The 23,123-nt window shown below is 51.0% G+C and carries 18 protein-coding genes; 13 read left to right on the top strand and 5 right to left on the bottom strand.

Annotated elements, in window-relative coordinates:
- The first annotated feature begins 25 nt into the window (after window positions 1–25).
- The 11 genes from AC6ESO_RS05990 to AC6ESO_RS05940 all read left to right on the top strand — a co-directional run bounded on the left by AC6ESO_RS05990 (window position 26) and on the right by AC6ESO_RS05940 (window position 16,669).
- The gene (locus tag AC6ESO_RS05990) at window positions 26–1,156 is read left to right on the top strand and encodes a LacI family DNA-binding transcriptional regulator (protein WP_497090605.1); all 1,131 of its coding nucleotides are present in this window, start codon (window positions 26–28) and stop codon (window positions 1,154–1,156) included.
- A 210-nt stretch (window positions 1,157–1,366) separates the two neighbouring features.
- Complete coding sequence (locus AC6ESO_RS05985) at window positions 1,367–2,824, top strand: ABC transporter substrate-binding protein (protein ID WP_494818468.1); 1,458 nt, start codon at window positions 1,367–1,369, stop codon at window positions 2,822–2,824.
- A gap of 109 nt (window positions 2,825–2,933) precedes the next feature.
- The gene (locus AC6ESO_RS05980) at window positions 2,934–4,052 is read left to right on the top strand and encodes an ABC transporter ATP-binding protein (protein WP_497090604.1); all 1,119 of its coding nucleotides are present in this window, start codon (window positions 2,934–2,936) and stop codon (window positions 4,050–4,052) included.
- Window positions 4,046–7,036 (top strand): extracellular solute-binding protein, encoded by a 2,991-nt coding sequence (locus AC6ESO_RS05975; RefSeq protein WP_497090603.1) that lies wholly within the window; start codon window positions 4,046–4,048, stop codon window positions 7,034–7,036. Before AC6ESO_RS05980 ends, AC6ESO_RS05975 begins: the two co-directional genes overlap by 7 nt.
- A complete protein-coding gene (locus AC6ESO_RS05970) occupies window positions 7,033–8,001 on the top strand; it encodes a carbohydrate ABC transporter permease (RefSeq protein ID WP_497090602.1) in 969 nt (322 codons plus the stop codon). The genes AC6ESO_RS05975 and AC6ESO_RS05970 overlap by 4 nt, the downstream gene beginning before the upstream one ends.
- On the top strand, window positions 7,998–8,879 hold the full coding sequence (locus AC6ESO_RS05965; protein WP_494818472.1) for an ABC transporter permease subunit: 882 nt from the start codon (window positions 7,998–8,000) through the stop codon (window positions 8,877–8,879). The genes AC6ESO_RS05970 and AC6ESO_RS05965 overlap by 4 nt, the downstream gene beginning before the upstream one ends.
- Before the next feature lie 18 nt (window positions 8,880–8,897).
- Complete coding sequence (locus tag AC6ESO_RS05960; RefSeq protein ID WP_497090601.1) at window positions 8,898–10,994, top strand: YIP1 family protein; 2,097 nt, start codon at window positions 8,898–8,900, stop codon at window positions 10,992–10,994.
- Entirely contained in the window at window positions 10,984–13,287 is a 2,304-nt protein-coding gene (locus AC6ESO_RS05955) for a DUF5696 domain-containing protein (protein ID WP_497090600.1), read from the top strand. The genes AC6ESO_RS05960 and AC6ESO_RS05955 overlap by 11 nt, the downstream gene beginning before the upstream one ends.
- Complete coding sequence (locus tag AC6ESO_RS05950; RefSeq protein ID WP_497090599.1) at window positions 13,284–14,219, top strand: carbohydrate ABC transporter permease; 936 nt, start codon at window positions 13,284–13,286, stop codon at window positions 14,217–14,219. Before AC6ESO_RS05955 ends, AC6ESO_RS05950 begins: the two co-directional genes overlap by 4 nt.
- A gap of 8 nt (window positions 14,220–14,227) precedes the next feature.
- Complete coding sequence (locus AC6ESO_RS05945) at window positions 14,228–15,277, top strand: carbohydrate ABC transporter permease (protein WP_497090598.1); 1,050 nt, start codon at window positions 14,228–14,230, stop codon at window positions 15,275–15,277.
- A gap of 129 nt (window positions 15,278–15,406) precedes the next feature.
- Window positions 15,407–16,669 (top strand): copper amine oxidase N-terminal domain-containing protein, encoded by a 1,263-nt coding sequence (locus AC6ESO_RS05940; RefSeq protein ID WP_497090597.1) that lies wholly within the window; start codon window positions 15,407–15,409, stop codon window positions 16,667–16,669.
- A 78-nt stretch (window positions 16,670–16,747) separates the two neighbouring features.
- Here the strand turns inward: AC6ESO_RS05940 and cyoD are convergent, their stop codons facing one another.
- The 5 genes from cyoD to AC6ESO_RS05915 form a co-directional block, all read right to left on the bottom strand.
- A complete protein-coding gene (gene cyoD / locus AC6ESO_RS05935; protein ID WP_497090596.1) occupies window positions 16,748–17,086 on the bottom strand; it encodes a cytochrome o ubiquinol oxidase subunit IV in 339 nt (112 codons plus the stop codon).
- Entirely contained in the window at window positions 17,087–17,713 is a 627-nt protein-coding gene (gene cyoC, locus AC6ESO_RS05930; protein ID WP_497090595.1) for a cytochrome o ubiquinol oxidase subunit III, read from the bottom strand.
- On the bottom strand, window positions 17,713–19,683 hold the full coding sequence (locus tag AC6ESO_RS05925) for a cbb3-type cytochrome c oxidase subunit I (RefSeq protein ID WP_494818480.1): 1,971 nt from the start codon (window positions 19,681–19,683) through the stop codon (window positions 17,713–17,715). Before AC6ESO_RS05925 ends, cyoC begins: the two co-directional genes overlap by 1 nt.
- 17 nt (window positions 19,684–19,700) lie before the next feature.
- A complete protein-coding gene (cyoA, locus tag AC6ESO_RS05920; protein ID WP_497090594.1) occupies window positions 19,701–20,738 on the bottom strand; it encodes a ubiquinol oxidase subunit II in 1,038 nt (345 codons plus the stop codon).
- A gap of 291 nt (window positions 20,739–21,029) precedes the next feature.
- On the bottom strand, window positions 21,030–21,275 hold the full coding sequence (locus AC6ESO_RS05915; RefSeq protein ID WP_494818482.1) for a hypothetical protein: 246 nt from the start codon (window positions 21,273–21,275) through the stop codon (window positions 21,030–21,032).
- A gap of 166 nt (window positions 21,276–21,441) precedes the next feature.
- On the opposite strand from AC6ESO_RS05915, the gene AC6ESO_RS05910 reads away from it, so the two are divergent.
- Window positions 21,442–21,774, top strand: a complete 333-nt coding sequence (locus tag AC6ESO_RS05910; protein ID WP_497090593.1) for an NUDIX hydrolase — start codon at window positions 21,442–21,444, stop codon at window positions 21,772–21,774.
- Between the two features lie 368 nt (window positions 21,775–22,142).
- Complete coding sequence (locus AC6ESO_RS05905) at window positions 22,143–22,922, top strand: SDR family oxidoreductase (RefSeq protein ID WP_497090592.1); 780 nt, start codon at window positions 22,143–22,145, stop codon at window positions 22,920–22,922.
- Window positions 22,923–23,123 lie beyond the last annotated feature (201 nt).

Here is a 23,123-nt window from a genome sequence, read left to right as displayed (position 1 = left end):
GTGGGTCAGGTAGGGAGGAATGTTCGTGCGTGGAAAAAGAAAACATGTCTATCAGCATATCATCGAGGATCTTAAGCGGCAGATCGCAGAGGGCAAAATTCGCCACAATGAGCCGCTGCCGACCCAGATCGAGCTCGCCCGTTTGTACAACACCTCAGAGATTACTTCGCGCAGAGCATTAGCGGAGCTGGCGAATGAAGGGATTATTAGCCGTACGCGCGGGAAAGGCAGCTTTCTGAAGCTGGAAATCGAACGTGCGGCCCTTAACGGTTCGCAGCGGGCGGAGCTTAGTCAGATTTATTTTGTCTATAACAATGAAATTGCCTCCGCCTATCACCACCGTTTCTTCTCGGATTTATTGACCGGGATCAAGGAAGAGTGCGAGCTGCACGGCATTCCCTTCTACATTTGGGGGATGGATGATGAATTTCAAATGCCTGAGGGCGATGATATCGGCATCATCTTGCACCCCCACCTGAAGAATGGGAACGAAATGCCGCTTGACCTGCTCAAACGGTGGAAGGATGAGGGCAAACGACTCGTCACCGTGCATTTCTACTACCCTCATTTACAGATTCCTTATGTGATTGTAGACAATTTCGTAGGCGGATATTTGGCAACGGAGCATTTGCTGTCGCTGGGGCATGAGCGCATTGGCATTATTTTGACGGGCAAATCGCCGGTTGAGATGAATCAGGAGTTCGCACTCCGTCTGCAGGGCTACAAATTGGCGCTTACGCAGCACCGCGTGGCCTTTGATTTGGAATTGGTTTGCGTGCTCGATGGGGAGCGCGAGTCAGAGCAGATGGGGGCCGAAGGACTGAACAAGCTGATGTCGCTTGCGCAGCGGCCGACGGCTATATTTGCGACAAGCGACAGCAAGGCAATCGGTGCGATCAAGGCAGCGGGCAAAAGAGGGCTGATCGTACCGGACGACATCAGCATTATCGGCTACGATGATATTCTGGTCAGTCAATTTACGATCCCAAGCCTCACGACGATCAATCAGAACACGCTGCTGCTTGGCAGGCGTGCGGCACAAATTTTGCTGTTCGAACGGAAAAGCGAGCAGATGCGAGATGAAATTGTGCCGCAATTGATCATACGGGGGAGTACAGGCGAAGCGAAGACAGCTTTACCTGAATTTTCGACATAAAAGTATACTTTAATTGTTGAAATAACATATTGTATAATGTAAAAGTATGTTGTAGTATTGGGTATAAGATGAATTTACTTAAGTATACTTTTGTAAGAGGTGATGCAGCAATAAGCTGACTTGAGCACGTGAAAAGTGAATAGCGCGGCTTCCCGAAAGATGAATGGCAGGGTACGGTCATGATTTTATTTCGATCAAGGGGGAATTCCTTTGTTTAAACGAAGCGCATTGAAGCCAATTTCTTTTGTAATCGCTTTCACGTTAATCATGCTTGTCGCAGCCTGTTCTTCCGGCAATAATAACAATAATAACGCAGCCAAGAATGCCGCTACGAATACGAAAGACAACACCACGAACACGGCATCAACCTCGAATGACACCGCAGCAGCAAACAACGAAGCGGACAACGCAGCCGCTGAGCCCGTCCAAGAAGTAGATAAAACACCTGTTGAGATTACGATCTCCACTTGGGTTCCGGCAGACAGCCCGGAATGGCACAAAATCTCCGATGCCTTCACAGCCAAATATCCATGGATTACGGTCAAATGGCTCTTTAACGCTCCGGGTGCAGACACGATTAAAGCCGTAACGCAAAGCATTGCAGCCGGCACGCCGATCGATATTTTCTGGAATCCGACCTTCGTCGATGTCGTACAGCAAGGCTTAGCAGAAGATCTGACACCTTACTTAGAAGATCCGGAGTACAAAGAGTATCAATTCAGCAAAGGGATCCTTGAGCCTTTCCAATATCAAGGCAAGCAATACGGTCTATCCCGCGGCAACGACACCTTCATCTTCTTCTACAACAAAGACATCCTCGATAAATATGGCATTGACGCTCCTAAGAATGACTGGTCCTGGACGGATCTGGTTGACATGGCGAAGAAAGCTACCCACCCCGAAGACAAAGTATGGGGCATTGCGAACGATGTCATTCTCACCATCTTTGCCGGTGCGGACATCGCTGCCTCCAACGGACATTCCGAACACATCATGGATTTGAACGGCGATCTCCAGAACAACATCACTTATGTCGGTAACGATCAGAACGTCATGGATGATCATCAATTCATGATGGACTGGGTTTCCAAAGACGGCATTATGCTTAATGACAAACGCGTGAAGGATGCAGGCCTTGAAGGAGACATCTTCGCCACCGGTCATGCAGCGTTCTACTACCACGTATCGCCGACGATTCCGGGCTTTAAATCCCAATGGAAATTCAAATGGGATATTGCGCCAACGCCTAAAGGAACAGCGAAACAAGTAGGTACTTCCTTCAACAACCCAATGTTCCTGACAAAAGCAGGCAAACACAAAGATCAAGCGTTCCAATTCATGAAGTTCTGGGCTGCTACGGTTGAAGGCCAGAAGATTCTGATGGATATCGGCGGTTCGCTCCCGAACTCCACGGTACCGGAAATCACGGATCACTTTAAACAAATGGAAACATACAAAGGGCTGAACGTGGATGCGCTTCTGTATGCGGCATCAATCGGCGAAGTTGATCCTACCATCTTTATTCCGGGCGGAGCGGAAGTATCGTCAACGAACAGCGCTTGGGGTACGGATGCGTTCCAGAAAGAGACGTCCGCCTACGACTACTTCCCGACTGTAACCGATAAAGCCAACAAAGCGATTGCAGATGCGATGGCCAAAATGAAATAGGCAAACGAGTACGAGTCGAAACCGATCGTCTAAGCCAAGGGCATTCGCCTGAGGCTTAGGCGATTATGGTTTGCAGGCTAACTGTTGTGATCAGAGGGGGCTAGTGCGTATGGCACAGGTGTTATTCAACCATATCTCCAAACGGTATCCGGGCGAGGGGCGCAAATCGGTAGATGACTTCCATCTGGAAGTTGCCGATGGTGAGTTTCTAGTGCTCGTCGGACCTTCCGGCTGCGGAAAGTCGACGCTGCTGCGTATGCTTGCGGGTCTTGAGGAAATTACCGAAGGCGAGATGTACATCGGCGACCGGATGATCAATTATGTGTCGTCCAAGGATCGCGATATCGCGATGGTATTCCAGAACTACGCGCTTTATCCCCATATGACGGTATTCGAGAACATCGCATTCGGTCTGCGTCTGCGCAAGCTTCCGCATCATGTCATTGAGGAGCGGGTAGCGAGAGCGGCCAAAGTATTGGAAATTGAAGCTCATCTCCATAAACAGCCCAGACAAATGTCAGGCGGTCAGAGACAGCGCGTGGCGCTTGGCCGCGCCATGGTACGCGAACCGGAAGTGTTCTTAATGGATGAACCGCTATCGAACTTGGATGCGAAGCTTCGTGTTCAGATGCGGGAGGAATTGACGAAGCTGCACCGGCAGCTGAAGAAAACGACGATTTACGTGACGCATGATCAGATTGAAGCGATGACGATGGGAACCAGAATCGTTGTCATGAAGCAGGGCCTCATTCAGCAGGTTGCGACACCTGAGGACATCTACAGTCATCCCGCCAATATGTTCGTTGCCAGCTTTATCGGGACACCGCCCATGAATTTCATTCACGGGCATATCCGCAAGTGGGATTCCAAAACGTTTTTCGATACGAAACGGTATTCGCTCGAAATTCCGGCTGCGACGTCGGCGCAAATCCGCGCGGAGCACTATCTGGACAAAAAGATCATCCTGGGCGTAAGAGCCGAAACGATGACCGTCCTGCGTGATGGAGCGGATAGGGAGTCTTATGAGGGCAGGTGGTTGAGCGCTACCATTGAAATTCGAGAATTACTGGGCTCCGACGCCTATTTACATCTGAATAACGAGGATCACAAGCTTGTCGTGCGCGTCGAGCCGCGCAGACGTTTTGCGGAAGGAGACACGGTGACGGTCGCATTCGACATGGAGCAGATTCACTTCTTCGATCCACAGACGGAGGAAGCGTTATGCTGATCCCAAGCCCAAACCAAGGTGTTTCGATTGTCCCTCGCAGCTTGCTCTGGAGACGAATGGCCTCTTTTGCGATTCTGGCCTCACTGCTGCTGTTTGGCGGCGTTCCGCCTTATATCATGGCTGACGGCCCTGCCGGTCCCGCGCCGGTTCTGACAGAGAAGGATTATATTAATGGCAATATGCCTACGTATTTGGAATGGCAGGCGACCAAAGGGAAATCGCTCAGTGATGCCGTAGCGCTGCCGGAGCGAATTTCGGTCGATGCATCTGCTTTTGCAGCGGTTTCCGACGAGAGCCATTTTACGAAGACGGATGACGGGCTGCTCTGGAAGGACGGCGAGAGCTGGATCGACTATCAGCTAACGTTTCCGGAGGACGGGCTTTACAATCTCGGCGTGGTCTATGAATCGGCCGATGATGCGGTCACGGATATCATCCGCGGCGTGTATATCGACGGCAAACTGCCATTCCTGGAAGCGGACAATATCCGCTTGAAGCATAAGTTTGTATACCAAGGCTATCCGCTCAAACGAGATGAGTTCGGGAATGATATTTTGCCGCAATCGACGATTGTGAAGGAGCAGCAGGACGTGCGGCTTGCGGACTATACAGCAGATATCGCTCCGCTCAAATGGTATTTCACGAAAGGCGTGCACACGGTGCGCCTTGTGAATCAGCAGAGCGCGATGCTGCTGAAGTCGCTTTATGCGGATTCGCCGCTGCAAATTCCGGCGTACGCCGAGGTGGCAAGCGATTATCCTGCGGCGGCACAGAACGGGGATTTCGTGCAGCTGGTCGAAGCGGAGCAGATGAGTGCCAAGTCCAACACCTCGATTCAGCTGCAATCGGTCAGCGATGCCCTCATCTCGCCTGATCCGGAAGGATTGATCCATTACAACGCAATGGGCGGGGAGCAGTTCCGAATCTCGGGCCAATGGGCAGAATGGGAAATCGAAGTGCCGGCGACGGGCTTGTATGAGCTAGGCTTTAAATTCAAGCAGGCGTTTCTGAACAATTCCTATACGAATGAGTCGATCATGATTGATGGCCAAACACCGTTCAAGGAACTGCTGGATGTGCAGTTTGCCTACAGCAAATCATGGGGCTGGGCAGGGAAATCGCTGGCCGATCAACAGGGCAAGCCGTTCCTGTTCCAACTGACCAAAGGGAAGCACACCGTACGCATCAGCCCAACAGCGGCGCCGATGAAGCCGATCTATGAAGGGCTCCTGCGGAACCTGAATCGTATCTCAGCGCTGGAGCAGCGCATCCGTAAGGTGACGGGTAATTACGAGCGTTCCTATACGAGCGGGGGCAATGTCGATCTAAACCGCGATTGGCAGCTCGAGAAATATATCCCGGATATCGAGGAACGTCTGACGGAGATCGAAACGGATTTGACAGGGCTGGCAGACCGCTTGTCGGGGCTGACAATCGGGGAATCAGATGTTGAATCGTCGTTCCGCGCTGCCGCTTATGAATTCAACAATATGAAGAGCCGTATCCGGCAAATCCCGAGCGAATTGCAGCTGTTCGCGACGACGCAGCAGAAGCTGAGCAGCTGGGCGTTTCGGATGCTGGATCAGCCGCTTATGCTGGATTACTTATGGGTGTCGCAGCCGGGGGCAGAGCTGCCTCAGGCGGTACCGAATCTATGGCAGAAGCTCGGGAATACGGCGGTCAATTTCTACCGTTCCTTCGTTATTGATTACAACTTTACACGGGATGATCCGAAGGCTATCGATGTCTGGGTGAATAGAGGCCGAAATTATGTGCGGCTTATTCAACAGCTCGCCGATGAAACGTTCACGCCGGCAACCGGCATTCATGTCAACGTGAATATCGTACCGGATCCGAATATGCTCATTCTTGGGAATCTCGCCGGTAATCAGCCGGATGCCGCGCTCGGCGTTGACGGCGGCGTAGTCGGTGACTTCGCGATGCGCGGCGCACTGGCTGACTTGACGAAGATGCCAGGCTACAGCGATACAATCAAAGCGTTCAACCCGGGCGCGATGCGTGTGTTCCACTACGATAAGGGCAATTACGCGCTGCCGGAAACGCAAAACTTCAAAATCATGATGTACCGTACCGACATCTTAGATGAGCTGGGGCTCAAGCCGCCGCAAACCTGGGAGGATGTTTACACGATGCTGCCGACCTTGCAGCAGAGCGGACATGAGTTCTTTTACACGCCGGCGGACTACCTCTCTTTCCTCTATCAGAATGGTGCGGAGCTCTATAGTAAGGATGGCTTGGTTTCAGGGCTTGATACGGATGACGCGTTCAAAGGATTCAAGCAGTGGACGCAGCTGTTTACCTTGTTCCAGCTGCCGAAGGAAGTGCCGAGCTTCTTCAACCACTTCCGTCTGGGCGATATGCCGATCGGGATTACCGACTTTAATACGTATTTACTTACGCAAGTGGCTGCACCGGAAATCGCCGGCAAATGGCAGATCGCGCCGATCCCGGGCAACATGGACGAGAAGAGCGGCATCATCCTTCGCTGGGCCGGAGGTCCGCTGCAAGCCGGCATTATTTATAAGAAATCGGAGAAACAAGAGCTAGCGTGGAAGTTCCTCCAGTGGTGGACGTCGGAGAAGACGCAGGTTCGGTTCGGCAACGACATTGAAGCGATCTATGGACCGGAATATCGCTGGAATTCAGCGAATATGGACGCTTTTGCGAAGTTGCCATGGCCGCGCTCTCAGTTGTCAGCCATTTTAGAGCAATGGAAATGGTACAAGGAAGCGCCGAATGTGCCGGGCGGTTATTTTACGGCGAGACAGCTCGTATTTGCTTGGCAGAATGTCGTGGCGGCAAATGCGGTACCGAGGGAAGAGCTCGATAAAGCGATCATTGCCATCAACCAGGAAATGGCGCGCAAGCAGGTGGAATTCAAAATGCGGGATTCTGTAGGGAAGGTTCTTCATCCGATCGATATTCCGGATGTGCCGAGCCCGGGTAAAGGGGAGGAGCCATGAGTTACGAGGTGGAGTTATCCAAAGCAACGCTTGTGGTCCCGGAGAAGAAGACGAGGCGATGGATGCGCAGGGAGACGGTTGCCGGTTATATCTTCGTCGCACCGTTCATGATCACATTCATCATCTTCATCGTTGTGCCGATAGTGGCTGCAATCGCGCTTTCCTTCTATACGTTTGATGCGTTCTCCAGGCCTGAGTTTGTGGGCTGGCATAATTTCTTAGCCATTCTGACGCAGGATCGGATCTTCTTCCAATACGCGATTCCGAATACGATTCAGTTTGCACTCATCGTCGGTCCCGGCGGCTATCTCCTATGTTTCCTGCTGGCTTGGCTCATTAATCAGCTGCCGAAGACGGCTCGCGATTTGCTCGCACTTGCAATCTATACGCCTTCGATCTTCCAGGGCGTTGCGATGACCGTCGTCTGGACCGTCGTGTTCAGCGGGGACCGGGTCGGTTATTTGAACCAGCTGATGCTCAAATGGGGCTTGTCCGATGTTCCGATTCTATGGCTGCAGAAGCCGGCTTATTTCATGCCGATTATGATCGCCATATCGTTGTGGGCGAGCATGGGCGTCGGTTTCTTGGCGATGCTGGCCGGTTTGCAGACCGTCAATCAAGAAATGTACGAAGCGGGCAAAATCGACGGGATATCCAACCGGCTGCAAGAGATCATCTACATTACGATTCCGGCAATCCGCCCGCAAATGCTCTTCGGCGCCGTTATGGCCGTCGTAGGCACGTTGAAGGCCGGAGCCATCGGAACACTGCTCGCTACGGCAACCGGACAGCTGATTACACCAAGCTATTCGGGCCATCTGATGACGAACCATATTGACGATTTTGCTTTTGTCCGGTACGAGTTCGGCTATGCGTCGGCGTTGTCTGTAATCTTGCTGTTAATGATTTACGGCTCATCGAAGTTTTCCTTCCTGCTCTTCGGTACGAAGGAGGATGAACGATGAACACGCACACGATTCGCCGCTTCATCCGCCGTACATTCAAATGGGATTTGTTCCAGACCATCACGACCATTATCTTGACGCTGCTCGGCTTGTTCATGCTGCTGCCCGTGTTGTTCGTATTCAGCCAAGCGTTCAAACCGATCGGGGAGCTGTTCGCATACCCTCCGAAATTTTATGTCGTCAACCCGACCTTATTCAATTATCAGCAGCTGTTTCAGCAGTCCGTCACCGCAGTTGTTCCGTTCACCCGCTATTTGTTCAACAGCATTCTGACTACGGGCGCAACGGTGGCGGGGATTGTTCTCATCAGTACGATGGCTGCCTATGCCTTCTCCAAAATCACCTTCCCGGGCAGCAAGGCGCTTAACGCCCTCATCATCGTATCGCTCATGTTCGCGCCTGAATCCGTCGGGATTCCGCGCTACTTGGTCATTACCCATATCGGCATTATGAACACGTATCTGGCTCATATTCTGCCGCTGGTTGCGATGCCTGTCGGGGTATTCTTGCTGAAGCAGTTCGTCGATCAGGTTCCTAATGAACTTATTGAAGCGACGAAGATTGACGGAGGCCGGGAATATACGATCTTCGTTCGTATCATCATGCCGATGTGTCTGCCAGCTACCGCAACGGTTGCGATCTTGGCGTTTCAAGCTTCTTGGGCGCAGACGGAAACGTCGAATTTGTTCGTGACGATCGAATCGATGAAGACGCTCCCCTATTATGTTACGACGCTGACGAACGGCGCGGCGAATAACGTTGTCGGGCAGGGGATCGCGGCTGCGGCAAGCTTAATTATTTTCGTACCGAACATTGTATTCTTCATGCTCTCGCAGCGCCGCGTCATGGCGACGATGGCACATTCGGGCATCAAATAGAGAAAGGGGGACTAGAGTGTGAAAGCCAGGAAACGTTCCTTGTACGCCTTACTTCTTGGATTCTGTCTCTTCCTTCTTGTGCTTCCCGGGGTGGCAAATGCGGCACTTCCTTACTGGACCCTGTCGAGCGATGCGAACGGACGGTGGATTTGGACGCCGGACGCCTTTGTTCCTGTTCAGGCATGGACCGGCTTTAAGGACCCGGAGGATCTGTTTGTTGCCGAGGATGATGCGATCTTCGTAGCTGACACCGGCAATGACCGCATTGTGGAATTGTCGCCCACCGGCGAGCTGGTGCGGACTTTTCCGGATGTGTCCAAATCGGAAGACGGGAAGGTAACGAATCCGAAAGAACAGCTTCGCAAACCTGAGGGTGTATTTATCAGCAAGGAAGGCGAAGTGTATATTGCCGACACGGGAAGCCGGCGAATTGCTGTATTTGATCGCCAAGCAAAGTTTCTGCGTGAATATGTCGAGCCGAAAGACCCTGCGATGTCCAAGTCGTATTCCTTCATACCGGCTAAGCTGGTGCTGGATCGGCGGGGGTATATCTATGTGGCGAATAAAGGCGGCTATCAAGGGCTGCTGCAGCTAACGCCGACCGGTCAGTTTGCAGGCTTCTTCGGCTCGAACAAAGTGCCGATGGACTGGATTCAAACGTTGAAGCGCAAGTTCTATACCGATGAGCAGTTGAAGAGCGAACAATTGCTGCTGCCGGGTGCGATTACCGATATGACGGTGGACGACAATGGCTTCATCTATACCGTCAACCGCGACATGAGAGAAGGACAGCTGCGGCAGCTCAATTCCGGCGGCGTCGATTTGCTCGGTAACTTGAATTTTGCCCCATGGCTCGTGCCGCCGAACAAGTTGTCTTTTACAAGTGTTGCTGTGGATAAGAACGGCATTATTACCGTACTTGAGGCGGCTCGCGGACGGATCTTCCAATACGATTCCAAGGGCAGGCTGATCTTCCGGTTCGGCAATGCCTCAACCGGTGAGGCAAGGCTTGGCTTGTTCAAGCGAGCAACTGCCGTCGGATTGCAGGCCAATGGCAATATTCTCGTTGCGGATGGGGAGCTTGGCGATATTCAGGTGTTCAAACGAACCGAATTTGGCACGAAGGTGCATGAGGCGGTTACGTTATTCGCGGATGGCCAGTATCGGAAGGGGGAGCCGCTCTGGCGGGAAATCTTGCTGCGCAACGCCAATTACGAGCGTTCTTATCAGGGCATTGCGAAGGCCGACTTCTATGACAATGACTATGAAGGCGCGATGAATTATTTCTCCAAGGCGTTTGATCAGAAGGGTTATTCGGAAGCGTTCTGGCAAGTCCGCATGAACTGGCTGATGAAGTATTTTGCACTGTGCATGAGTATTCTGGTGGGGCTGTTTATTGTTGGGTTTGGCGGAAAGCGCTTGGCGGTGAAGCTTGGCTGGTATACGCCCAAGCGCAAGCAAGCGGCCCGTGTGGACCGAACGACGCTGCACGGTTGGCGGGAATCCGTTGTGCAAGCGTTTCGTATTCTGCGCCATCCCGTGAATGGCATGACCGAGATCGGTGAAGGGATGAAGATTAAGCTGACAGTGGCATTTATTATCGTCATCTTGAGCTTCGGGTTCACGCTGATCGGGAAAGCGATCGCCAATTTTATTTTCGTCGAAACCCGGTTTCAAGAGTTGAATCTATGGACGGAAGCGCAAAATTTCATTCTGCCGTGGTTCATCTGGGTAATTGGGAGTTATTTGACAGGCTCAGTCCTGAAGGGACAGGGGACGTTCCGGAACGTGTTTGTCGTGAACAGCTTCGCTTTAATGCCGATCGTGGTCATCACGCTTCCGGCCCAGCTCATCTCCCGCGTGCTGACGCTTCAGGAATCGGTTATTTACAACTTAATCGTCAATGGCATGTATGCGTGGATGTTCATTCTGCTCTTTATCGGCACCATGTGCGTGCACAATTACAACCTGAAGGAAGCGATAAAGATGGCGACGGTTTCGCTCTTCACGATGGCCTGTTTATGGATATTCGGCTTCGTGCTGTTCGGCCTCGTGTACCAGTCGGTCGACTTCTTCCTGACACTGGGAGAGGAGCTGATGGAACGTGTGGCTTAAGAAACCTTGGGTTCGCAAACTAAGAAATCGTCTTATCGTACTGGCTGTTATCGCGCTAGCGCTCCTCTGGATGTACCGGCATGAGGCGCCTGCCATTACGTCCATCTCGAACTATTCCGGAGCAGATGCAGCCGTGTTTATGACGAAGCTATCGATGTCCGCGGATGCACCGAAGACGGAACAGATGAGCTACGGCGGCGCGGCATGGTTCAAAATGGGCGAGCAGCAAGCGGGCAGTCTATGGCTCGATCCGGCTGCAGGTCAAATTGCCGTGAAGACGGCTGCAGGGGATCTGTGGCTCAGCAATCCTTCTAAGGAAGATCAGGAGCAAGATCCGACTAAGGGGCAATGGAAGAAGAATGCGGCTTCGCCGATTCTGGTCAATTACTATAATCTGGATACCAAAGCAGAGGAAACCGCCAATACGATTGACTCTGAGGCTGTAATCACATGGAAGCCGGTTCAGAACGGAGTTGGCGTTCGTTACGAGATGAAGCAGCTCGGGATCTCGGTCTATCTCGAATATGTGATGGAGAAGGATGGTTTCGTCGTGCATCTGCCGCAGGAAGGGGTTACAGAAGGCGGACAGTTTCAAGTCGTCAGCTTATCTGTGCTTCCGTTCTTCGGTGCAGCGCTTGATGATCAGCAGGGCTATTTATTCGTGCCGGATGGGCCGGGCGGTCTCATTACGTTCGGCAAGAAAAGGGCGGCGCTGACTTTGCCTTATGATTACCCGGTGTATGGCCGCGATTGGTCGATTCCATCGGTGGACAATTCCTACTTCAGGGAGAGTATCAACTATCCGGTGTTCGGGATGAAGCGCGGCGACCAAGGGTTTATCTCCGTGATCGAGCAAGGGGAAGCGACAGCCAACATCGTCGCGATGCCGTCCCAGCTCAAAACCAGCTTCAACAACGTCTATGCCAAGTTCAAATACCGCAACAACTATTTTCTGCAAAAAGGGCTCGATCCGAACAACGTAAACAGCGTGTACGAGAAAGCGCTCAACGTGTCCTCGTTCACGATGCGTTATCTGTTCTTGGAGAAGGATGCTTCCGACTACGTGGGGATGGCGAAGCGGTACCGTGCTTACTTGGCGGCTACGCATAAGCTGACAGCCGGCAACGCCGCAGGCGATCCGCCGCTTACGCTCGATTTCATTATGGCGGCAAGCGAGCAGCCGACTCCGCTTGGCACAAGCGTCGTTGTCGTGAGTACGTTCGACGAGGTGCGAGGGATTGTCGATGACCTGTATGCGGAGGGCGTTCGCAGCATGCGGGTAAATTTGCGGGGATGGCAGAAGGGCGGCTTTGCCGGCTCCATTCCGGATCGGTTCCCGATCGGCGGAAAGCTGGGAGGCAAATCAGGTTTCCTCGCTTTGCAGAAGCATCTGAAGGAGAAGGGCATTCCGCTAGTGCTCGATGATGATCTGAAGATCGGCATCGATTCCTTTGGCAGCGGCTTCTCGCCGAAGAAGGATGGCGTGCGACAAATTACGGGCAAGGTCGTGAAATTTTATCAGAACGGCGATTTCTATAATCAGGCGCTCTACTATTACACGATTAATCCTTGGAAGGTATTCGAAGACTATTTGCCCGGCATGATCAAGGAGTGGAACGGGCTGTCAGTTGGCGGCGTCGCGTTAATGGATGAATACGGCGACGGCTTGTTCAGCGACTATATGCCCGGCCGCACGTCGGACCGCTCGGAGACGGCAGAATTGACGAATAAGACGCTGGATCTGCTGCGAAGCAAGCTGGGATGGGCAGGTACTTCCAATCCGTTTGCTTTCTCGATTGGGCACGCGGATATGTTCTATAACCTGCCGCTCGATTACAACTACGATCTGGCGATTGATGAGCGTGTGCCTTTCTATCCGATGGCGCTGCACGGTCTCGTATCGTATACGTCGGGATCAGGAACGCTGCGAACGGATCCTGGCACGGAGTTTCTGCGAGAGCTGGAATATGGGGCGCTGCCTTATTACGTCGTCACCTCCGGCGATATTCGCGATCTTAGCCGCACGACTTATTCCGGTTATGTGAGCGGGCAATATCAGCTGGTGAAGTCGCAGATTATTTCGGAGTATAAAGCTTTTGTCGCAACCGGCGGGGGCGTTTGGAACTCTTTTATGGACGGTCATGTCAAACTGGCGGATGGGGTGTTCGAGACATCGTATGAGAACGGGACGCGGATCATCGTGAACTACAACGATAAAGCCTATTCGTCGGCGGATGGGGTAACGGTTAAAGCGAACAATTATGCGGTTGTCAGAGGGGAGGTGGGCAAATGAACGGTAACGTCTCTAGAGAAGCCGTATTACCCGTTGAATCGCTCCATCGCAAGGAGCATGCCCGCCATAACCGGATCCGGAAGCTGAAGCTGGCGCTGGAAGGGTATCTGTTTCTCCTTCCATGGCTGATTGGTACGGCAGTCTTCATGCTTTATCCACTGGGAAAATCGCTGTATATGAGCTTTACGAAAGTAAGCGTGGCGACGGATGGAAGCGGGCTGCAGTACGATTTTATCGGCTGGGATAACTTCAAGTATGCCTTTATTTACGATAATGAGTTTCCGGTTGACATGTTTCTCTTCGTGCGGGAAATGTTTCTGACCGTTCCCATTACGGTCATCTTCGCGCTTCTGATCGCGATTATGCTGAATCAGCAATTTCGCGGCCGGATGTTCTTTCGGACACTGTTCTTCCTTCCGGTCATCTTTGCCACGGGGCAGGTGCTTACAGCGCTGTTCGATCAAGGGCAGGCGAAGCTGCCTTTCGCCGATCAATATCATATCGCGGATATGCTCTACGAGGTGCTACCGGTTAACATTGCAGAGGTGCTGGTTGAGCTGATCGGGAAATTCGTAATCATCCTGTGGTTCTCGGGTATACAAATTATCTTGTTTCTGGCGGCGTTTCAGACGATTCCGACCTCGGTCTACGAAGCGGCACGCATTGACGGTGTTACGCCATGGGAATCGTTCTGGAAAATCACCTTCCCCTCCACGGTGCCGTTCGTGTTTCTCAATTTGATCTATACGCTGGTGGACCAGACGGCGAGTCCATTCAATCCGATACTGAAGTTTATCTCGACGAATATGGCGGACCCTGAAACCGGCTTCGGGTATGCCAGTGCACTGGGCTGGTTGTACAGCGTCATCATCTTGATCCCGATTATCTTGGTGCTGCTGGCTGCGAAACTTCAGAATAAAGGAAGAAGGTGACGACGAAGATGCCGAATCCCGATAGCGAGAAAAGCACCTTGAATCCGAAAAGCAGTACAGCCGCACTTGAGAAACTGCAAGGTCAGCTCTCGGATTTGTTCGCCCCATGGACCGGAAGAGGGCTGCGTTACTTGAAACGGGAACATAAGCTGGAGAGACTGCGCGTCTTTATCCTCGGCAGGCAGCTGACGGACGGAGTGATATTCAAGAGCTTGCTGTACATTATCTTGACGAGCGTCGCGGTTATTTATTTGCAGCCCGTCTTCTACATGATATCGACCTCGCTCAAGACGCAGTCGGATCTGCTGGACCCTACGGTAAACTTCTTCCCGCGCTTATTGGACTGGGATAACTATGAGGTTGCTATACGGGGGCTTAAATATGTGCAGGCGCTGTGGCAAACGGCGTTAGTTGCCATATTGGCGGCGCTCTTCCAGACCGTCTCCTGCGCGCTGACGGGGTATGCTTTTGCGAGACTGTATATTCCGTTTAAAAATATCTGGTTTGGCATCGTGCTGCTCACGTTCCTTATCCCGATTCAGACGATGTTTATCCCGATCTATGTGCTTTACGCCAAGCTGGGCTGGCTGAATACGCCGCTGCCTTTCTTGATTCCGGCTTTGTTCGGCCAAGGGCTGAAAGGCGCGCTGTTCGTCATGATCTTCCGGCAGTTCTTCGCGACGTTTCCGAAGGAGCTGGAGGAGAGTGCGCGTATGGACGGTTCCGGCGCATTTCGCACTTTCTACAAAATCATGCTGCCGCTCTCGCGTCCCGCTATGCTCGTTGTCGGCTTATTCTCCTTTGTATGGCACTGGAACGATACCTTCGAGCCGTCGATGTACTTAAAGGATGTCAGCTTGCTTATGATGGGCAATCAAATGGCGCAGATGCCGACGAACCTGCAGACCATTGCCGGGAATGCGCTTGTGCCGTTTGATCTCATTGAGACGCAGATGATGGCTGCGGCGTTTCTCGTCATCTTACCGCCACTGCTGCTGTACGCCATGGCGCAGCGCTATTTTGTCGAAGGGATCGAGCGAACGGGGATTGTGGAGTAAACCGGGTGTTGAGGAGCTGACCTTGCGGGGTCAGCTTTTTTGTGCGAACGTTTCGCGCAACTTTTCCCGGTTGAGCTCGTCTTAGGAGGATAGAATTCATTGTGCGATGGGAATGCGAGGAGGCTGAAGATGAAACAGATTGAGCAAAAGATACGGAATAAAACGAGGCAGGGCAGCTCGGGAAGGTTATATGCCGGATGGCGTGCCGCATTGCTTGGCGCTGCGCTGTTTGCATTATTAGCGCTTCCAGCGCTTGTGGCTGGGGACGGAGTAGTGCATGCGGACACTAGCGCACAAGTGTTGGACAGTAACAGCTTGGCTGAGAAGGCGGATGATTGCAAGCCGGAATTGATTAAGCAGGTTTATTCGAGTTTAGGAGATAACACCTACATCCCATTGTTCGGAGCCCGCAAAGAAGATCAAAAGTCTTTATCCATGGTCTGCAGCATTTTGCAGCGAATCGCGACTAAAGGCAAGGCCGAAGCGGTGCCGGCACCTGAGGATGGGCATAATTTCCGGAATCAAATGGACATCCAATTTACGGACGGCGGCTACGTCACTGTTTATGAGGTTTGGAGCGGGAATTTGGCTATCGATCAAGGGAAGCAGCGCCTTGTCATACATGACCCACAGGCTTATAAAGACTTTATCGGACTTGAGGTTCTACCCGATAATTCGCCTGCTATAGCCCAATCGGTGCACTTTGGAGAACCGCTGCATGTCACGGGAAACAACGTAGCGAGTGAATCGTTCGAGATCCAAATTTTCTGGACAACTACATTGAACAATCGCAGCCCGGTCCTATCGGCTAAAGGCGTTCATTTTCCATCCAAATCGTCATTGCTGCTCTATTCGGGAGCGCACAAGTTTAGCCGTTACGACGTTACGTTTACAATGCCGGCTTACGGAGAAGCATTCGACGGTTCTCTACAGCCGCTTCTTCCGGGGGATGGTGTCCTTTCAATCGAAGCTGCGGTTGGAAAAGGCTCAGTAACCGGAGGATTAACGTCCGGGATTAAACTCGTTCCGGCAACTAAAATTTTTCTCTCGGTCAACGGTGTTCCCGCAGTGGATCCATCGCTAACGCCGCTGCTCGCAGACGGTCATGCACTCGTGCCTGTACGCGCCATTGCGACGTTATCGAAGGAGAACGTTGTGTGGGACGCGGCAACTAAGAGCGTTCTAATCCGCACGAAGCAGGCAGCGGTGAGCGAATTCTCCAGCGACAGTCCTCAACTGTGGATGGATGGGATGAAGGCCGCCGCAGATTTGCAGCCAATTATCCATAATGGCAGAGCTTACGTGCCGATTCGCGCGGTCACAGCCGCATTCGGACTGCCAGTCGTATGGGATGGCGGCACGAGGAGTGTTAATGTGACTGTGAGTGGTTGATGGTTGGAGTTACGGTTCCGAAACTATAAAAGCAGTGCAGGGAAACCCTGCACTGCTTTTTGTGTGAACGTTTATAGACTACATCCCATTGTTCGTCATGATCCAGATGGAGCCGATTACGATCGTAATGACGACGACCAAGCCGAGAAGGAGCGTCATCAGATTATAACGGGGTCCATTCTCCTCGCGCAGATGCATAAAGAACAGAAGCTGGAGCACAAATTGCAGGACCGCTGTGCCAATCAGCACGGCGACCGCAGCTTTTCCTTCCATCCAATGGTTTAAAACAATAAGCAGCGGAATGATCGTCAGAACAATGGAAAGGACGAAGCCTGTGACGTATTCCTTCAGTGAGCCATGGCCGCCTGTATGAGCATGAGCGTGTTCACCATGCAAATCCTTGCCGTGCTGCGCCATTTACAACACCCCCATCAAGTAGACGATCGTGAATACGAAGATCCATACCACATCCAGAAAATGCCAGTACAGGCTCGTAATCGTTACTTTGCGTGTAGTGACCGGCGTAATACCGTGCCGTGTAAGCTGAATAATGACGCCTGTAATCCAGAAGATGCCTACAGTTACATGAAGTCCGTGAGTGCCGACGAGCGTGAAGAAAGCGGACAAAAATGCACTTGTGCTAATGGTATGGCCCTCATGAACAAGTTTCACAAATTCGGTCAATTCAAGCCCGATAAAGCAGGCGCCGAGCAGAACTGTAACCACGAGCCAGCCGATCAATCCTTTGCGGTTGCCTGCATTCATAGCCAGAACCGCCAGACCGCTAGTAAAACTGCTCGTTAAGAGTATGAAGGTTTCCACGATTACGCCGGGCATTTCGAAAATTTCTTTAGCATCCGGTCCGCCGGCCGTGCTATGGTGCAGGACTAGATAAGTAGCAAATAAAACAGAAAACAGAATACAGTCGGTAATAAGGAAAATCCAGAAACCGAATTTTCGAAGCTCTTCCAGATCATGATGTCCATCATGACCTGCCTCGTGGGCAAGAGCCTGCGAATGCGGATGGTTCACATGATTTGACATTACACAGTCCCCCTTGCCGCAGCTTCCGTGCGTTTGATTTCATCCACTTCGATATAATAATCCGTCTTGTAATTGAATGAGTGCGCGAACATAGTTATAGCGACACCTGCGAATCCTGGGATAGCAATCCAAAGCCAATGGAAAACTAGACCGAAACCGATCATAAACCAGAAGATCGATTGAATGAACGGGATTGCCGAGTTGCGCGGCATGTGAATCGGCTCCAGTGCCGGTTTTGCTTGCGGTGCATGGCCTGCAGCGATACGTTCTTTCTCTTCCCACCATTCGTCTCTATCCGAAACCTGCGGTGTAGTTGCAAAGTTATATAGCGGCGCCGGTGAAGGAATGGACCACTCCAGCGTACGAGCATTCCACGGATCGCCGGTTGTATCCTTCTCCATAAACTTAATGCTGTGCGCGATTTGCCACACTTGGAAGAGGAAGCCGAGACCCATCAGGAAACCGCCGATGGTTGACGTAAAGTTGAGCGGCCACCAGCCGCTGTCCCAGGTGTAGGCGTTGACTCGGCGAGTCATTCCGTCAAGACCAAGGAAGTACTGAGGCATAAAGCAGACATAGAAACCGATGTTCCAAATCCAAAACGCCCATTTCCCGATTTTCTCATTCAGCTTGAAGCCGAACATTTTCGGCCACCAGTAATAAAGACCGGCGAAGTATCCGAAGGCAACCCCGCCAATAAAGACTTGGTGGAAGTGGGCGATCAGGAAGTAGCTGTTATGGAACTGGAAATCCGCCGGGGCTACGGAAAGCATGACCCCTGTCATCCCGCCTGCAATGAAGCATGGAATAAATGCGATGGTCCACAGCATCGGCGTACTGAATCTAATCCGGCCGCGGAACATGGTAAACAGCCAGTTGAAGATTTTTACACCCGTCGGAATCGCGATAATCATGGTCGTTATGGCAAAGAAGATATTTACGTTCGCGCCCGATCCCATCGTGAAGAAGTGATGGAGCCAAGTGAAGAACGACATAAGACTGATGCTCATCATAGCAAAAACCATCGAGGCGTAACCGAATAACCGTTTCTTCGAGAATGTCGCTACAATTTCGGAGAATATCCCGAATGCAGGCAGAATGACGATATAAACCTCCGGATGGCCCCACATCCAGATTAAGTTAATGTACATCATGGCGTTTCCGCCACCGTCCATCGTGAAGAAATGTGCGCCCAAGAACCGGTCCAGGAACAGAAGCGCAAGTGTTACAGTCAATACAGGGAATGCAAGAATGATCGTGATGCAGCTAGAAAGCACCGACCAGGTGAATATAGGTACCTTCGACCAAGTCATGCCGGGAGCACGCATTTTGACAATCGTAACGATGAAGTTGATCCCCGTCATCAGTGAACCGATACCGGAAATTTGAATGCCCCAAATATAGAAGTCTTGCCCTACGCCGGGACTGCCGGTCATCTCTGAAAGTGGCGGATAGGACAGCCACCCCGCATTCGGAGAACCGCCGATTACAAATGACATATTGAACAGCATGGCTCCCATGAAGAACAACCAGAAGCTAAGTGAATTCAAGAATGGAAAAGCAACGTCGCGAGCGCCTAATTGCAGCGGAACCGCGATATTGAATAGACCGAACATGAGCGGCATCGCCATGAAGAGAACCATAATAACGCCGTGTGTTGTGAACACCTCGTTATAATGTTCCGGCGTTAAAAATTTCATTTCCGGAAAAGCGAGCTGGGTCCGCATCATTAAGGCATCGACACCGCCGCGGAACAGCATGAGCAGTGAGGCAATGATATACATAATACCGACTTTTTTATGATCGACAGTAGTCAGCCATTCGCGCCAGAGCCAAGTCCACTTCTTGAAATAAGTTAATACGAATACAATCGAAAGCGCAGTTAACGTGATCGCGATATCCGCTCCGTAAATCAGCGGGTCACCTGTAACGAAGAACCACGAAACGAATGATTTTATTTTTTCAAACATAGTACTGCCTCCTTTCATTACTTGGTCATGTCCATACCGGACATGTCATGGTCGGAATGATTATTTTGCGGCGCATTATCGGTTGAAGGAGCTTCCTCGGTAGACGGATCAACATCATCAGTTGAAGGCTCATCCTCAGAGCCAAGAGCATGCTCATCGCTAAGCGTTTGTGCTTTCTGGCCCAAACCGGCCGGTGCGCCGCGATTCATGGAATATTCGTGTACGATCCGATGGTAAAGACCTGAAGGAATCGAGGCGTACGTGACCCTTCCGGAAGTACCGGGCTTCGCGAGCTTCTGGTACCCTTCCTCGGTCAGCGCATTGCCGCTTGCCGCGGCTTCTTTTTCCCATTTAGCGAAATCGTCCTGTGAAACGGACTTAACCGTAAAGGACATCTTTGCAAATTCACGGCCTGAGAAGTTAGCGCCGCTTCCCATAAATTCACCTAGTTCGTCAGCCTGCAGGTGCAAAGTCGTTGACATGCCGGACATGGTGTAGATCATGCCGCCGAGCTGCGGGACCCAGAACGAATTCATCGGGCCGTCAGAGGTTAACTCGAACTTAATTGGCGTATCTTCCGGAATGACCAGATAATTGACAGTCGCAATGCCTTGCTCCGGATATTGGAACAGCCACTTCCAGTCCAGCGACGTGACTTGTATGGTGATCGGCTTGACCTCGGATTCAATCGGCTTAGCCGGATCCAGGTTGTACGTGTAGCGTGCCGTTACGATGCCAAGCACCACAATAATAATAATCGGAATGCCCCACCAAATGGTTTCCAGCTTTGTGCTGTGTTCCCACCTTGGCTGATAAGCAGCTGTGTTATCCTTCTTGTCGCGGTAGCGCCATACAATCCATGCTGCCAGCAGCAGCACAGGCACCAACACGATTAGGCAAAGCAGCATGGTGAAGTAAATCAAGTCGCGCTGCTGGGCTCCAATTGGGCCCTTAGGGTCGAAGACGGCCATCGATTGACAGCCTGAGGTCATTACGGCAATGCCCGCCAATGCAGCCAATCCAGTGAACCTTCGTAAGATCTTTGCAAATTTCATTTTTCTCATCTCCCAACTTACCTTTATGCTCACCGAGATTCTCGTTAGCGAATATGATTGTGATTTCATTCACTACCTTTGCAAAAAGATAGTATCACGTTCTGCGCGCCGTGTGTGCGGTGTTAACAAAGGCGTCAAGATAACGACTTATTTCTGTAATAATCTGTTCAACGGATCGACTTAATTGGACAAACAAGAAGAGGACTGCTCCCAGTTGGCTGGAAACAGTCCTCTTATTTGGTGTTGCTGAACGATAATTCCATTCGGCAACTAGATGTTGTTCTGCATGTCTTACTCTGATTCAGAGCTGCGCTTGTGCACTAGACTCATCGCCGTACCAATAATATAGATAAACACGCTGCCTACCATGAAGCCTACGCCAGACATCAAGGTCGCATTGCTGTCGCTAAAATCATTAATATTGTACAGACACAGAACCAATCCAACACAAAGCGCCGTCCATGCAGCGATTTTCATTGCGAAAAACAACGACTTTCCGTCCCGCTCTGTCTGCTGCTTTACTACCACATTAGCCATCGTATTATTCACTTCCTCGGAGAGAATGAATGGATCAATAATTAGTTAACTTCAATATAACACAATTTTCTTCGTTTGTTCATACTTTGTTCAATATTTTATCAAAAATCGGACACTTTTATTGAAAGGCAGGATATAAATTGGAAGGGAGTGTATTGGAGGTGGCATGATGGACAGTCAAGTTATTCAGAAAGCCGGAGCATTCGTATTAACCGCAGATAAAAGAATGGCTTTTATGATGGGACCGACCGTGGATCACTTGGCGCTTGCAATTGTGAGACTTGGCGGGCATAGAGAAGGAAATGAAACGGCTTGGGAATGCGCAAAACGTGAGGTTTTCGAAGAGTCTCAACTGCATATCACTCCTGTAACGCCTTCCACAACCTTTTATTGTCCCAATACTAGATTTGATATGGAAATAGAGTGTAGGACACCAGAATTCGTTACAGAGCAAAACGCCGATTTTCTTGGCAACCTCAGAAGACAAGCCGGTACCTAGTATGGAAACAAAAGCATTAATGCTCTTAACTCGCAAGGATGTTCTTCATCTATGTTCCTAAACAATAACGTTAGATGAATTCAGAGCTTTAGGCGGAGAAGTGTTGTTTGGACAACACATAGATGGGAATTTACCTTTAAAACCTTTTGGACATCTATTCATGCTTTCGATCATCTTAGAGAAGTATCCGAATGTGATCCCACCTTCGATTTATAGTTAAAAACTGCTGAGAGACATCTATGAATTACTGTTTGGCAAGTTGAAGGATAATTCCACCAAAAAGATGAATAGGTAAGAACAGCTAACGAACGGAAGTGGCGCTGCCAGCTTGCACGATACTCAAACAAAGAAAGGTTAGGTGAAGCCGTATGAAAATGAGCGGAAACACGGTTTTAATTACGGGAGGCACATCGGGTATAGGCTTTGAATTTGCAGCTCAGCTGCTACAGCTAGGGAATACCGTCATAATAACGGGGCGGGATCAAGCGAGGTTGGTTGAGACGAAGAAGAAGCTGCCGAACGTACATACGATTCAAAGCGATGCGGGGGATCCTCAAGCCATTGCGGTTCTGTACGCAACAGTGGTGAAGCAATTCCCTAAACTCAATGTCCTGATCAACAATGCAGGACTCATGCGCAGAATCAATCTACATGATCCGGAAGTCGATCTGGAAGATCTCAACCGCGAGATCGCAACGAATTTAAGCGGGCCCATCCGGATGGCGAAACAATTCCTGTCGCATCTGAAATTGCAAGAATCGGCCGCGATTGTGAATGTGTCCTCTGGCTTGGCGTTTGTGCCGCTGCCGATCTCGCCCGTGTATTGTGCGGCAAAAGCAGGGCTCCATTCTTATACCCAATCGCTAAGGGTGCAGCTCAAGAATACGAAAGTAAAAGTATTTGAACTGGCGCCACCGCTAACAGAGACTCCGCTATTAGACTCATTCGATTCGGTAGATATGGCGGGATCGAAAGCAATGAGCGTTTCTCAATTGGTCGGGACCGCAATACGAGGGATGGAGCAAGAAAAGTTCGAAATTCGGCCTGGGCAGAGCAACGCGTTAAAGCTCATGAACCGGATCGCGCCGAAGTTTATTTTCAGTCAGCTCAGCAAGTCCGTAGACAACATGCTGAAGGCATCAAAGTAAACAAAAGGTGATTAATCGTAAAAAAAAAAGAAAACGACACAGTTCATGTGTCGTTAGGCTGTCGAGAACGTCTCGACAGCCATTTTTTCGGTGTGGCGGATTTCATCTCGTATTCCGCAAAAAATCTAACGAATCATAGAGGTCTTATTTGGTCGAATTTCGGGGTTTCGAAAATCTAACGAATTCTAGAGGTCTTATATG

The organism is Paenibacillus rhizoryzae (assembly GCF_059686995.1).
The sequence above is the reverse complement of the archived record's forward strand: the minus strand, read 5'-3'. Positions and strand labels throughout refer to the sequence as shown.